13 protein-coding genes are annotated in these 12,906 nt (G+C 55.8%); 7 read left to right on the top strand and 6 right to left on the bottom strand.

Annotated features, from left to right (window positions below):
• Positions 1-10 precede the first annotated feature (10 nt).
• Positions 11-1,264, bottom strand: coding sequence for a lipid IV(A) 3-deoxy-D-manno-octulosonic acid transferase (gene waaA / locus CDH48_RS13650; protein WP_100689298.1), 1,254 nt, complete (start codon positions 1,262-1,264; stop codon positions 11-13).
• A 116-nt stretch (positions 1,265-1,380) separates the two neighbouring features.
• Here waaA and lpxL point away from each other — a divergent pair, with 116 nt between their 5' ends.
• The 4 genes from lpxL to CDH48_RS13630 all read left to right on the top strand — a co-directional run bounded on the left by lpxL (position 1,381) and on the right by CDH48_RS13630 (position 5,441).
• Positions 1,381-2,328 carry an LpxL/LpxP family Kdo(2)-lipid IV(A) lauroyl/palmitoleoyl acyltransferase gene (gene lpxL, locus CDH48_RS13645; protein ID WP_100689376.1) on the top strand — a complete coding sequence of 316 codons (948 nt, stop codon included), beginning with the start codon at positions 1,381-1,383 and terminating at the stop codon, positions 2,326-2,328.
• Entirely contained in the window at positions 2,315-3,292 is a 978-nt protein-coding gene (locus tag CDH48_RS13640) for a mitochondrial fission ELM1 family protein (RefSeq protein ID WP_100689375.1), read from the top strand. The genes lpxL and CDH48_RS13640 overlap by 14 nt, the downstream gene beginning before the upstream one ends.
• Positions 3,289-4,404, top strand: a complete 1,116-nt coding sequence (locus CDH48_RS13635; RefSeq protein ID WP_100689297.1) for a glycosyltransferase family 4 protein — start codon at positions 3,289-3,291, stop codon at positions 4,402-4,404. The genes CDH48_RS13640 and CDH48_RS13635 overlap by 4 nt, the downstream gene beginning before the upstream one ends.
• A gap of 62 nt (positions 4,405-4,466) precedes the next feature.
• On the top strand, positions 4,467-5,441 hold the full coding sequence (locus CDH48_RS13630) for a glycosyltransferase (protein ID WP_264754770.1): 975 nt from the start codon (positions 4,467-4,469) through the stop codon (positions 5,439-5,441).
• Here the strand turns inward: CDH48_RS13630 and CDH48_RS13625 are convergent.
• Positions 5,419-6,102, bottom strand: a complete 684-nt coding sequence (locus CDH48_RS13625) for an SGNH/GDSL hydrolase family protein (RefSeq protein ID WP_100689295.1) — start codon at positions 6,100-6,102, stop codon at positions 5,419-5,421. The two genes, CDH48_RS13630 and CDH48_RS13625, sit on opposite strands and share 23 nt — an antisense overlap.
• 94 nt (positions 6,103-6,196) lie before the next feature.
• Here CDH48_RS13625 and CDH48_RS13620 point away from each other — a divergent pair, with 94 nt between their 5' ends.
• Both CDH48_RS13620 and CDH48_RS13615 read left to right on the top strand, forming a co-directional pair.
• Complete coding sequence (locus CDH48_RS13620; RefSeq protein ID WP_100689294.1) at positions 6,197-6,865, top strand: YrbL family protein; 669 nt, start codon at positions 6,197-6,199, stop codon at positions 6,863-6,865.
• A gap of 222 nt (positions 6,866-7,087) precedes the next feature.
• Positions 7,088-7,996, top strand: a complete 909-nt coding sequence (locus CDH48_RS13615; protein WP_100689293.1) for a lysophospholipid acyltransferase family protein — start codon at positions 7,088-7,090, stop codon at positions 7,994-7,996.
• Between the two features lies 1 nt (position 7,997).
• On the opposite strand, the gene CDH48_RS13610 is transcribed toward CDH48_RS13615, so the two are convergent.
• Entirely contained in the window at positions 7,998-9,017 is a 1,020-nt protein-coding gene (locus CDH48_RS13610; protein ID WP_100689292.1) for a glycosyltransferase family 4 protein, read from the bottom strand.
• A gap of 68 nt (positions 9,018-9,085) precedes the next feature.
• Here CDH48_RS13610 and CDH48_RS13605 point away from each other — a divergent pair, with 68 nt between their 5' ends.
• The gene (locus CDH48_RS13605) at positions 9,086-10,180 is read left to right on the top strand and encodes a glycosyltransferase family 4 protein (RefSeq protein WP_100689291.1); all 1,095 of its coding nucleotides are present in this window, start codon (positions 9,086-9,088) and stop codon (positions 10,178-10,180) included.
• Here the strand turns inward: CDH48_RS13605 and CDH48_RS13600 are convergent.
• The 3 genes from CDH48_RS13600 to rfaD are packed head-to-tail and all read right to left on the bottom strand — an operon-like array spanning position 10,164 to position 12,855.
• Positions 10,164-10,913, bottom strand: a complete 750-nt coding sequence (locus CDH48_RS13600) for a glycosyltransferase family 2 protein (protein ID WP_100689290.1) — start codon at positions 10,911-10,913, stop codon at positions 10,164-10,166. The genes CDH48_RS13605 and CDH48_RS13600 overlap by 17 nt on opposite strands.
• Positions 10,910-11,917, bottom strand: coding sequence for a lipopolysaccharide heptosyltransferase II (waaF, locus tag CDH48_RS13595; RefSeq protein WP_100689289.1), 1,008 nt, complete (start codon positions 11,915-11,917; stop codon positions 10,910-10,912). Before waaF ends, CDH48_RS13600 begins: the two co-directional genes overlap by 4 nt.
• A complete protein-coding gene (gene rfaD / locus CDH48_RS13590) occupies positions 11,914-12,855 on the bottom strand; it encodes an ADP-glyceromanno-heptose 6-epimerase (protein WP_100689288.1) in 942 nt (313 codons plus the stop codon). Before rfaD ends, waaF begins: the two co-directional genes overlap by 4 nt.
• Positions 12,856-12,906: the final 51 nt, after the last annotated feature.

Here is a 12,906-nt window from a genome sequence, read left to right as displayed (position 1 = left end):
GCCGCCTTCGTCAAACCCTCGCGATAATGCCGTCGACTACGCGATCCAGCGCGCCCTTGTTTTTGTTGACCACCGACAGCGCCTGTTGCCCCCCTGCCTGACGCACCTCCTCATCCCTGAACAGAATCGACAGGTGGTGAAACAATTCATCAGCGTCGGCGACCATTGTCACTCCGCGGTCATCAAGAAGCCTCTGGTAGATTGTTTCAAAGTTGAACACGTGAGGCCCGGAGAGCACCGGGATCCCCCAGCCTGCCGGCTCCAGCGGGTTGTGGCCACCACGTTCAATCAGTGACCCGCCCACAAACGCCACATCGCTGGCGCCATATAACATCATGAGTTCACCCATGGTGTCGCCCAGGTATACCTGGGCCCTGGACGGATCTTCAGCCAGAGAACGCCGGGCCAGGGAAAAGGCTTGCCGGCGAACCAGTTCCGATACCGCCTCAAACCGCTCCGGGTGGCGGGGCACAAGAATCAGGAGCGCGCGCGGCTGTTCCTTTAAAAGCTGCCGGTGGGCCGCCAGCAACAGGGCGTCTTCACCCCCGTGGGTGCTGCCGGCGATCCATACCGGGCGGGACGACAGGGAGGCTCGGAGCTGCCGCGAGGCTTCATGCACAGCCTCAGGAATATCCACATCAAACTTTACGCTGCCGGTAACCGCTACTTTGGATGCCGCGACACCTATTCTGCGAAAGCGCTCCGCATCCTTTTCGGCCTGGGCGGCGACCCAGCTGATACTGCGCATGATAGGGGCCACCAGGCTTTTTACCCGCTCATAACCCCGGGCCGAGCGCTCGGAAAGCCTGGCATTGATAAGGAATACAGGAACGCGCCGGGACCTGCACTGGCGGATCATGTTTGGCCATATTTCGGTTTCCATAATAACCAAAATCCGGGGGTTGGCGCGGTTCAGAAAGCGGCGTATCGACCCCGGGGTATCGTAGGGCGCATAAGCGTACCGGACCTGATCACCAAACATTTTCCTGGCCTGGGTCAGGCCGGTATCGGTCATGGCCGTCATCAGAATGGTTATATCCGGGTTCCGTGCCAGAAGGCGCCGTACCATAGGCGCAGCGGCAATGGTTTCACCCACCGACACCGCATGCACCCAGACCACGGTACCCGTTGCCCGGGGCACGAACCCCAGGCGCTGCTGCCAGTTAACACGCAGCTCGGGCGCCTGGCGGCCCTGCCACCACAATCGCAAAAGAATAAACGGCAACAGCAACCGTATAAGCTGTGAGTAGATAAATTGAAGCACACAGGACTCCCGGTAAATCAGTGCGGTATCATATCGTAAAGCCTAATGATTTGCTTCCGACGGACACTGCCGGGAAACTGGCAAGCAACACACTGAGCGCGCAGGATACGTTTCACGTGAAGAAGAAATACCGCAACCAGGCACGCAACACCAACTACTCGGCCTACCTCCACCCCCGCTGGTGGCCAACCTGGGCTGGAGTCGCTGTTATGTGGTGCGTTGCCCAGTTACCCATTCGCTTCCAGTGGTGGCTTGGCAAGTACGTGGGCCTGCTGGCATGGCGCTTTGCCGGAAAGCGCCGCCACATTACCGAGGTGAATATAAAACTGTGCTTCCCGGAGCTCAATCAGGCGCAGCAAGGTGCCCTGGTACGCAACGCCTTTATCGCAAACGGCATCGGCCTGCTGGAACTCGGTATAGCCTGGTTCAGAGACCCCGCGAAGCTAACAGACATAACGGAGGTTCACGGCAAAGAGCATCTTGATAATGCCCTGGCTGAAGGCAATGGCGTTTTGCTGCTGGGGGGCCATTACAGCACCCTGGACCTTGGCGGCAGCCTGATCACCGAATACATTGAGGCAGACGTAATGCAGAGGGACCACAATAACCCGCTGATGAACGCTGTTATGACCCGTGCACGGGAACGCCGTTATGAAACGGTGCTGGGCGCCCGGGATCTCCGGGGCCTGTTCCGTAGCCTGCGTAAGAATCGCACAGTATGGTACGCCGCAGATCAGGATTATGGCCGCAAAGACATAGTGTTTGCGCCGTTTTTCGGTATCGCCACCGGCACTATCACGGCCACCTCACGCATTGCAGCGCGCAGTCACTGCAAGGTGGTTCCTTTCAGCCACTTCCGGAGGCAGGGCAAACCGGGCTACGACATATATTTCCATCCTCCGCTGGAGCCATTCCCCAGCGGTGACGACCTGAAGGATGCGACTGAAATCAACCGCATTATTGAGCGGGAAATCCGGCGTGCACCGGATCAGTACCTGTGGATGCACCGGCGCTTCAAAACAAGGCCGGATAAAAATGACCCGGGGTTCTATGGTGACAAATAAACGCTCTGCGGCACCCGTAATCTGGCTCCTTACAGATAACAAGCCCGGGCACCGAAACCAGCTGAAAGGCCTGGGCAACCGCTTGCGGGTGAAGGCTGGCGCCAGCCTGTTCTGGATCAACAGCAAGGATACGGACGTTCCCTTATGGCGGGCGTTACTGGGCCTGCCTCCCGAGATGGATTCGTCGCTCCCCCACCCTGATCTGATTATTGCAGCAGGCACCGGGACTCACAGGCTTTTGCTGGCGTTGCGCCGGCTTCGCCACACAAAAACCCTGGTCATGATGAAACCCGGGTTCCCGATTGCCTGGGTCGACGGCGCCATTATTCCAGCCCATGACGGCGTTGCCAAAAGCCGGAAAACGCTTATTACCGAAGGCGTCATCAACACCGTGACGCCCCTGGCCAGAATCACTGACAAACCGGAAGCCCTTTTATTGATTGGCGGCCCTTCCGCCCATTTTGACTGGGACGACGACGTGGTTTTCGGGCAGGTTTCCCATCTCATTGGCGAGTATCCCCAGTGGCGCTGGACAATCAGCGGTTCCCGTCGAACGCCCACCGTTCTCAGAGACAGGCTTGCGGAGCTTTCGGGCCCGAGAATTACCGTTGCGGATCCGGACAACACCCATGAGGACTGGCTGAACCACCGCATTGCCGAATCCAGAGCAATCTGGGTAACGCCCGACAGCATGTCCATGGTATGCGAAGCGGCGACTTCCGGTGTGCCGACCGGATTGTTCCAGTTACCGGCGCGCTCCGGCAGCCGGGTTGCCAAGGGCATTCGGCGGTTGGTTGAAGCTGGCTATATAGCGCGCTGGAGCGATCATGCTACGGTAATGGGTGGCAAAACCGGCCAGGAAAAACACCTGTGGGAAGCAGACCGGGCGGCTCAGTGGGTAATCCAGCGCTGGCTTGCTCCGAAAACCGGAGCCAGAAAAAGGCAAAAGGGGACAGTGACTTGAGAATTCTTCAGGCGCTGCCTGCCCTGTACAGTGGTGGTGTGGAACGAGGAACCGTGGAGTTTGCTGCCGACCTTGCAAGGCAGGGCCATGAATCCTTCGTTGTCTCCAATGGTGGCCCCCTGGCTGAACGCCTGGAGGAACAGGGCAGCACTCACATAACAATGCCCATTCACCGCAAATCGCCTGCATCTTTTGGCCAAATCCGCCCAATGCGGAAGCTGATCAGGGAGTTGCAGCCAGACATCATTCATGTGCGCTCGCGTATGCCAGCCTGGATTGTCCGCCTGGCCTGGAAAGGGCTACCAGAACACCAGCAACCGGCGATTGTTTCAACCTTCCACGGCATGTACTCCGTTAATCCCTACAGCGCCATCATGGCAAAATCCGACCATGTGATTGCAGTGTCTAACTGCGTGCGGAACTACGTTCTGAAGAACTTTAAAGTGCCTGAAGAAAAGCTGTCAGTCATTCAACGAGGCGTGGATGTGGATTATTTCAAACAGCGCACATTAAGCGCTGAATGGCAGAAAACCCTGCTGACGCAGTATCCGGAGCTTGCCGGTAAACGCATTCTGATGATGCCGGGCCGCATCTCACGCTGGAAAGGCCAGCTGCAGTTCCTGGATGTCATGGCACAAATCCTGCGCGAAAAGCCGAACTGCCACGGCATTGTTGTGGGCGGCGCAGAGCCGGGTAAAGAGCGCTTTATGGAAGAACTTGAGCAATACCGGGCAAAGCTCGGGCTTACCGGCAAGGTGACCTTCCTCGGGCAACGGGACGATATGGCAGAGATGTATCTTTTTTCGGACCTGGTGTGCCACATGTCAACAAAGCCGGAACCCTTTGGCCGCACGGTTACCGAGGCGCTGTCCTCAGGCACGCCGGTGGTTGCCTTTAACCGCGGTGGCGCCGCAGAAACCCTGCAGGCATGCTTTCGTGACGGGCTGGTGACGCCTGATGATACCCATGAGTTTGCAAGGGTTGCCCTCAGGTTACTGAAAGACAAAACACCGAATATTGAAATTCCGCACCGGTTCCGCTTGCAGGCGCAGACGGAGGCGACGCTGGAGGTTTACCGCAAGGTTCTCGGCAGAGCTCCTTCTTCACCATGAAAAGTCCGGAGCCTCTCACTATTGTCCAGCTCATCGCCACACCGGGAGGCAACTGGGGGGGCATGGAAAAGCATACGGCCGACCTTTCGGAAGAACTGGCTTGCTTTGGTCACAAGGTGCACGTGCTTGCGCACCCGGAATACAAAGACCGCTTTTCACCTGCGATCGCCTTTCACCCCGTGCCGTTTCATTGGAGCAGGCGGAACCCCTTGCTCAAGCTGCGTGTCAGGCAAATTCTGCGCAAGCTGTCGGCCCATGTAGTTCACGCCCAGGGCAATAAAGCTGCTGCGCTCATTGCGGGGCCGGAATCGCGGGCAGGCGTAACTGTAGGCACCATCCACGGCACCAAATCCAGCCATAGGTATTTTGACAAACTTGATGGTGTGATTGCCGTAAGCAGTGGCATTTACCGGGCGCTGTCGCATCCCCATACAAAACTGATTCACAATGGCGTCAAGCCCCGGCAAAACGGAAACAAAACAACGCATGCTGTACCCGAAACCCAGGCTTTTGCGGTGGCGGTGGGCCGACTCGAGCCAGTCAAGCAGTTCGACAAACTGATTACTGCATGGGCGACACTCAAGCCGGAACTGCCGCTGTATATTCTGGGCGATGGCTCCGAGGCTGGCAGGCTAACAACGCAGATCCAACGCCTTGGCGCGGACAGTTTGGTGAAACTGACCGGCTACGAAGAGAACCCCGCAGCCTGGCTTCAGCAGGCATCTGTATGCGTAATAAGTTCCGAGCGCGAAGGTTTCCCCTATGTGCTGGTCGAAGCCTTACTGGCCCGCTGCCCCGTGCTGTCAACGCCCGTCAATGGCGCCCTTGAGCTGCTTCCCGCCGAAAGCCTGGCCGCCTCAAACGAACCTGACGCACTACAAGCATTGCTGTCAGAGCAACTTGGAGATCTGGAAAGCCTGAAAAAATCGCAGGAGGTGTGCTTTGAACGTGCATTGAAAGAACTGACTCTCGAGGCAATGGCAAGCCGAACCGAGGCTTTTTATTGTGAGCTTCTCAAGGCACCCCACCGAGTTTAAGGGCTTCCCGAACACAATCTGCAACAACGCGGTGTCCCTGGGGTGTGAGGTGGGTTCCATCGTCCATCAGGCAAGCGTCAAGATTACTCCAGAGGTCATCCCAGGCATCCGCATAGACTGCGTTGGGCTCTTCGCTGGCAAGTTTTGCGAGGGCCGCATTATATCGCAGGATTCTCGGGTTCCGGGATATGTCACGGTTCGGAGCGGTGGCCACCAGAACAAACTGGCTGCCCGGAGCAGACTTCAGCACCGTACGCACGTTTTCAATGTACTCTTCCAGGGGCACCTGCTCAACCGCCCCCAGGCGCTTTTGAAGCTGCCAGGATCGTGCCCATTTCTTCAGTTTTTTAACCAGTTTTCGCGCCAGTTTCCGGCGCGGATTATCGGGGTAATAAAGCACATAAGGAGCGCCGCGAAATGTAAGCCAGGAGTCCACCAACCCATACTGCACAAACACCAGCGCATATTCCGACGGTGGGAATGCAGCAGCATACTGCAGCAATTCCCGGGTGGTACTCATGGTGTGCCCGCAGTTTCTTAACTCAAGCCCCAGTGAATCCGCAACCCGCCTGGCCCATACCGGGCCTTCGAGGGTTCGAAAACCCTCTGTGTTACAATCGCCAAATGCCAAACACCGCTTGGCCGCTTCCGATAAACCCATAAACCGCGAGCTCCAGTTGCCCAGGGAACACATCGTCAGTGGTAAAAACAGGCTCAGCAACCATCGTAAAGGCCCAGAGAGAAAAAACGCTGCCGTGATAGATCTTTCAGACCAAACGCCTTTTGCCTCGGGGTACAACCGCCACTGTTACCTGCATCCAGATACGCCCGGCCGCTGCCTGAAGGTGATCCGCCCTGAAAATATAGAAGCCCGGTACCAGAGACAGACGCCTCTCAAGAAGTTGCTCGGCAAATCCAGGATTAACGACAATAAGCAGGAGCAGCGAGCACATCAACAAATTGCAATAGTATCATTGATCGAACAGGGGCAGGAAAACCAGGTTTGGCGCCATCTGCCGCGCTTCTATGGTGAAACGTCAACATCACTGGGCCCCGCCAATGAAAGCGAGCTGCTCCTGAACAGTAACGGAGAACCGGCCCAGACACTTGAGAGTTACCTGCAAGAACACGGTTTTGACCCATCCATCAAGGCAGCTTCGGAACGGTTCTGTGAATGGCTTGAGGAAACCGGCATCCTGACCCGCAACCTTTTACCCCATAATCTGGTTATCGCCTGGCGCAATAATCAGCCTGAATTATTCCTGGTGGACGGCCTCGGCGCACCCGACGCACAGAACAGGCTTGCAGCGATTCCGGCATGGCGCAGGCGGTATATAGCGCGGCGAATCAGCCGTTTTTATAATCGCATTGCCTGGGAACTGAGTGATAAGCAGCAAAGCTGGGAGGCGTCGCAAAATTTATGACGCGGGCTCCGGGCCTGCGGCTCGATGCCCAAATCAAGAGGCAAAACAACCCGGCCGCCCCAAAGGACCGTTTCCGGGCGCACGCCCGCCGACGCTTATGTTAATATCCTGCAGATTAATCCAGAGTTTGTTATTGCATTCAATCACTAAAGCCTCAGTGCCGGCGCCACTTAACCCAAGTGAAACCTTCACTGCTTGCCACCGGAAAGACTGTAAGCGCGCATGAGAAAGCTGAAATATTACGCGATAGCCTCACTATTGCGCATCGCGAGCCTGTTGAGCTTGCGTTGTGCCCAGCGGATCGGAAGTTTCCTGGGGGGCCTCGCCTGGCGGGTACCAACGAAAGCGCGACGTGTAACCGACATAAATCTGGGCATCTGCATGCCGGAGCTGTCCAGCGAGGCGCGCAAAACCCTCTCATATCAATCCTTGCAGCATACGGGCATGACCGCTCTGGAAATTCCGTTGATGTGGGAATGGCCCGTGGAAAAGTGCCTGGGGCTGGTGCGCGAAACCCGCGGGCTCGAACTGATTGATGAAGCCCTGGCCAGCAAAAAAGGCCTGGTATTACTTGCGCCTCACCTGGGTAACTGGGAGCTGGCTGGCCTGTATTTCTCTTCCAAACACAAGATGGCCGCGCTTTACAGCCCCCCGAACATAGCCGAGTTTGAGGAGTACATGATCAAGGTGCGGGGCCGGCTTGGTTCCGAGCTGGTCCGGGGAGACAGGCGTGGCCTCATACGCATGATGGAAATTCTGAAAGAAGGCGGCGTTGTGGGCATATTGCCCGACCAGTCTCCCAGGGGGAAAACCAACGCCTATGCACCCTTCTTTGGCATGGAAGTGAAAACCATGACCCTGGTGGCCAAGCTGTTGCAGAAAACCGGTGCCAATGCGCTTGTTACCTATGCCGAAAGATTGCCCGACGCTCAGGGCTTCCGGATTGTTGTCGAAAAAACAGCGCCGGATCTTACCCACTCAGACCCGGTTATTGCGGCAACAGCGTTGAACCAGACCGTGGAACAGGTTGTGCGCAAGGTGCCATGCCAGTACCAGTGGGAATATAAGCGGCTTAGGCACCGGCCGCCGGGGAAACCAAATCCGTATAAGCCAGGCCAAACTTGCGAATAAATCAAAGAGTTTGCCGATATAGGTCTAAATAGGCCTTACCTACAGTTTCTGGACTGAACTTCACCAAATCCAGCTTAGCTTGCTTCGCATACTGCTGCCGCTGTGCAGGGTTATTAGCTAAATTAAGGATCGCACTCGCCAGTGCTTCAGCATCCTCTGGTGGGACCAACAACCCGTTACGGCCATTTTCAATAATGTCTGGGATGCCTCCTACCTTGCTCCCTATAACCGGCGTACCGTGCTGCATTGCTTCCAGTATGGTCGACCCCAGCCCTTCCTGAAGAGAAGGGAACACAAGTATGTCCATAGCAGCAAGCCAATTTCCAACATCCTTTTGGTGACCTATAAACTCCACCGCACCCATTCCTTGAGCCTGCCTTATCAAACTGACTAGCTCCGGGCCTTTACCCAGAAAAACAAACATTAGATCCGAGCGCTGCCTTTCAAGAATTCTTGCTGCTTCAATAGTTACGTGATAGCCCTTTATACGAAGCAGGCTACCAATCTGACCCACAATCAACTTACCTTTGTACCGGGAACGAATGTCAGCCACCGCCAGTGCATCTGCCGGGAACCCCGAGAAGCTGGACGGTATCACCGTGCAGTCTATTTCGGGTAATAAGCCTTGCACCACATTTCTAACGGCACGACTCAGGCAGACGACGGACTCTGCTCTACCGTAAGCAGCATGAGTTACCTTTTTATCTTTTAGAGGGTTTTCTACCCTACGCGTGACGATATAGGGAGTCTTCCGCAACAAACTCTCGAGCAGCCCCCAATATACCGCCTTACCATCATGGCAGTGAATCAGATCCCAATTACCGCGCGAATGGCCAACCGTAAAGTGGGAAGCTGTCCTCACGTTAACCGGCAAGCCCCTAACTTCCTCAATCATCGGGTTACCCGGCTTCGCAACGAGAGTCTGCTCACAGCCGTGATCAGCCAGGTAGCGGATAAGATTTACAGTCTGGCGTTCACCTCCGGCAAATCCGCTCGCCAAATTTACGTGGCATATATGCATACCAAATCGTCTTCCCTAGTGTTTTAATAATCGCAGTTTAACTTATTGGTATGGTAAGGAATAAAATTGTGAAGCTATTGGTCGTCAGCTCTTACCTCGACACGTGGAACTCCGTTCGCCCTGAAGCCGAGATGCTGATAGAGCTTACTAAACTCGGAGCTCATGTGGAGCTCGTCACCCAACCCAGTATTGAATACGGCAAACGATTCAAAGAGGCTGGCATAAAGATTCACCCCTGCCACCCCACCAAGAAATTTGAACCCGAGACAATCCGAAAGATTCGAGACATTCTAAAAAATGGCCAATTCGATGCAGTGTACAGCTTTAACAACAAGGCCATTACCAACGTCAACTTCGCAGCCCTTGGCCTACCGGTAAAGGTTCTGACTTATCGAGGGCAAACCGGCAACATCAGTCGATGGGACCCTAGCTGTTATCTTACCCACCTCAACCCCAGAGTTAACAGAGTTATCTGCGTTTCCAAGGCCACCCGTGATGATCTTCAAAAACATGTGTGGGGAAACAAGCGCAAGGTCTGCACCGTTTACAAAGGGCATAATCTAGACTGGTACCAAGAGAAGCCCGTTCAACTAAATGAATTCGGGATTCCCGACGGCGTGTTCGTGGTAGGCTCTGTGGCTAATGTCCGCCCACGAAAAGGTCTTCCGGTTCTTTTGAAAGCTACTCACATGTTACCCGCCGAGAGCAATATCCACCTCTTGCTAGTGGGCAAAGGCATGGACTCTCAAGAAATTCAGGGGCTGATAAAAGCCAGTCCAATGGCGGACCGTATCCACATCACAGGATTTCGACGCGATTCACCCGCAATCATTGCTGCTTGCAATGCCTCAGTACTCGCTTCCACCAAACGGGAAGGCCTGCCAAAAACGGTTATCGAATCGATGGCATATGCTGTTGCGCCAATCGTAAGTGATACCGGCGGCAGTGCGGAACTCATTGAGGACGGGGTGTCCGGCATTCGGGTAACACCGGGCAGCGCAGAAGACATTGCCGAGGGCATTCAGCGGCTGTACCAGAACCCCCGGCTATGCGCCGACATGGGGCAGAAGGCGAGGGAGCGAATCCGCTCACACTTCCATGTAGAGCAATCTGCTCGCGAACTTTACAGGGTTCTTAGCGACACCATTAGCGGCGCGTTTTGATCCAAAGTGCTGCGTACTTATTAAATACGTAGTACGCCGTCATCACGGCTAGCAGAAACCCATGTTTTCCATCAAGGATCCCGAACTTAAGAAAATATTTCTTCAGGAACGCACCCAGACTGTGTGTACACGCAGAAACTAATGAGGCAGCCTTGCCCCGGCGAACACGCTCCTCCGCCCAATCGTCCGCGTAGCGAACCGATTTTGCCATATAGTCGGCAAAATCCGTGGCGGTGTAATGCAGCAAATCGCCTTTGAGCGTCCCTACATCCGCGCCCGGGCAGTGTACCTTTTCGTGAACCAGTGCATCGTCATAACCATACTCTTCACGGCGGTACAGCCTCACCACCTTATCGGGATACCAGCCGGAGTGGCGGATGAACCGGCCAAAAAACCAGGACAAACGCACCACCTGGAATACTCGGTTCTTTGAGGCCCCTTCGATGACCTGCTGCACGGAGGTCGCCAACTCTTCGGTGACCACTTCATCGGTATCGACCCAGAACAGCCACTCACCCCGGGCGTAACTTTGTGCTCTCTGGCGTTGCCTGCCAAAGCCGGGCCAGTCTTCGGACTGAAAAATGCGTGCGCCGAACTGTTGTGCAGTGGCCAGGGTGTCGTCCGTGGAGCCGGAGTCCAGCACCACAATCTCATCGGCAAAGGCCAGGCTCTTCAAACACTCAGCAAAATCCGGCCCGGCGTTTTTGGTGATCAGTACAGCACTGAGCTTCACTGGCAAGCCTCCAGAACCCGCTGTACCGAAATCCCGGTAAGGCAATTGTAGTGGCCGAAGCGGCACGTCCGGTCAAAACAGGGACTGCACTCGACCGGGTGGCGGACAATGGTGGCTTTATCTGTCAGCGGTGGTGTGAAATCCGGGCTGGTAGAGCCGTAAATGGCAACAACCTCGGCACCGGCGGCGGCGGCCACGTGCATCAGGCCGGAATCGTGGCTCACCACTTTACGGCAGTGACTGAACAAATCCACCGTATCTTCCAGGCGGGTTTTACCGCAGAGATTGAACACGCCCTCCTGGCCACCGGCGATCTGCTCCCCCGCATCCACATCTTTCGGGCCGCCCGCGACCCAGACCTGAAAGCCTTTTTGCACCAGCTTTCCAGCCAGTGCCCGGTGGTTCTCAAGGGGCCATTGCTTTGCCGGGCCAAACTCGGCGCCGGGGCAGATAGCAACAGCAGGGCGGGCCGGGTCCAGTTTGAGCCTGGCCAGCACAGCCTTCAGGTTGGCCTCATCAATGGTCAGTGATGGCTGAGGCACATCAAACTGGTAGGTTTCGTAATCCGCTTTACTGGCCCCGAGCCCCATATAACGCCAGACAGTTTTATCTGTGATCACCGATCCGTCGCGCGTCGGGTGCCGGCGCCGGGCATCGGTCAACAAAACAGAGCGGCCTTCCCCGCTGAAGCCCACCCGCTCGGGGATACCGGCAAAGAACGGAATCAACGCAGACTTGAATGAACGCGGCAGGATAATGGCCTTGTCATACCCTTTCAGCGTTCGCGCCAGTTGCCACTGGGCCTTCAGGGCCAGCTCGCCACTTTTCCAGGGTGCCGCTATGCCCTGATTTACCTCAGGCATACGGGCAATGATGGGCAGTGACCACCCCGGCGCAAGCACATCAATAGTCGCCTGAGGATCCTGCTGCCTGAGGGATATGAATAACGCCTGGGCCATGACCATATCGCCCACCCAGGACGGCCCGACAACCAGATAGTTCATCGGTCGAGCCACTGCAGGTATCGCTCAACACCGGTTGCCACATCGGCAAACGGCTCCCGGTAACCTGCAGCGCGCAGCTGCTCGATGTTGGCCTGAGTAAAACTCTGATAGCGCCCCTTCAGTTCATCAGGGAACGGAATGAATTCAACCTGCCCTTTGCCATGGTGGGCAATCACCGCATTGGCGACATCGAGGAACGACTGGGCACGCCCGGTGCCCAGGTTGAAGATTCCGGACTTTTCCGGGTTGTCAAAAAACCACAGGTTCACCTTGCATACATCGTCTACATACACAAAATCCCGTTGCTGGCCGCCATCGGGATAACCATCCCAGCCTTCAAACAGCTTGGGGTTTTCACCGGCGCCGATCTGCTTGTGCAGGTGATAGGCCACTGACGCCATCTTGCCCTTGTGCTGCTCCCGCGGGCCATACACATTGAAATAGCGAAAACCGACCACCTGGCTGTTTATGTCCGGCAACAGGCGGCGAACGTACTGGTCAAACTGCCACTTGGAGTATCCGTAAACGTTTAGCGGCTTTTCACACTCAAGCACTTCACGGAAGTCATTGCTGGCGCCATACACCGCCGCACTGGACGCATAGAGATAAGGCACCCTGTGCTCCAGGCACCAGTGCAGCAACACCTTCGAGTAGGTGTAGTTGTTCTCCATCATGAACCGGCCGTCCCACTCGGTGGTGTCAGAACAGGCCCCTTCATGGAATATGGCACGTATGTTCCCGGGCAAATCGTTGTTTTTCGCCTTTTCCAGAAATTCGGCCTTGTCCATGTAGTCGGTCACATCCAGCTCTGCCAGATTGCGAAAGCGGGTGCCATCAACCAGATCGTCTACTACCAGTATGTCGGTCTCCCCTCGCCGATTCAGAGAGTGGACAATGTTGGCCCCTATAAAGCCGGCTGCGCCAGTGACAACGATCATAACTTCTCTCCTGAGGGATAAAGCGGCAGGCAGGTAAATTCAAAATACGAA

The organism is Marinobacter aromaticivorans (genome assembly GCF_002806975.1).
Taxonomy (GTDB): Bacteria; Pseudomonadota; Gammaproteobacteria; order Pseudomonadales; family Oleiphilaceae; genus Marinobacter; species Marinobacter aromaticivorans.
Note: the sequence above shows the minus strand (reverse complement) of the source record. Positions and strands in the feature narration are given on the sequence as shown.

Excerpts from the sequence above, each read along its gene's own strand:
- CDH48_RS13630 (WP_264754770.1), top strand. The coding sequence starts at position 4,467 with ATGGAAAAGCATACGGCCGACCTTTCGGAAGAACTGGCTTGCTTTGGT.
- CDH48_RS13625 (WP_100689295.1), bottom strand. The coding sequence starts at position 6,102 with ATGGGTTTATCGGAAGCGGCCAAGCGGTGTTTGGCATTTGGCGATTGT.
- waaF (WP_100689289.1), bottom strand. The coding sequence starts at position 11,917 with ATGAACTATCTGGTTGTCGGGCCGTCCTGGGTGGGCGATATGGTCATG.
- rfaD (WP_100689288.1), bottom strand. The coding sequence starts at position 12,855 with ATGATCGTTGTCACTGGCGCAGCCGGCTTTATAGGGGCCAACATTGTC.
- CDH48_RS13610 (WP_100689292.1), bottom strand. The coding sequence starts at position 9,017 with ATGCATATATGCCACGTAAATTTGGCGAGCGGATTTGCCGGAGGTGAA.
- CDH48_RS13640 (WP_100689375.1), top strand. The coding sequence starts at position 2,315 with ATGGTGACAAATAAACGCTCTGCGGCACCCGTAATCTGGCTCCTTACA.
- CDH48_RS13615 (WP_100689293.1), top strand. The coding sequence starts at position 7,088 with ATGAGAAAGCTGAAATATTACGCGATAGCCTCACTATTGCGCATCGCG.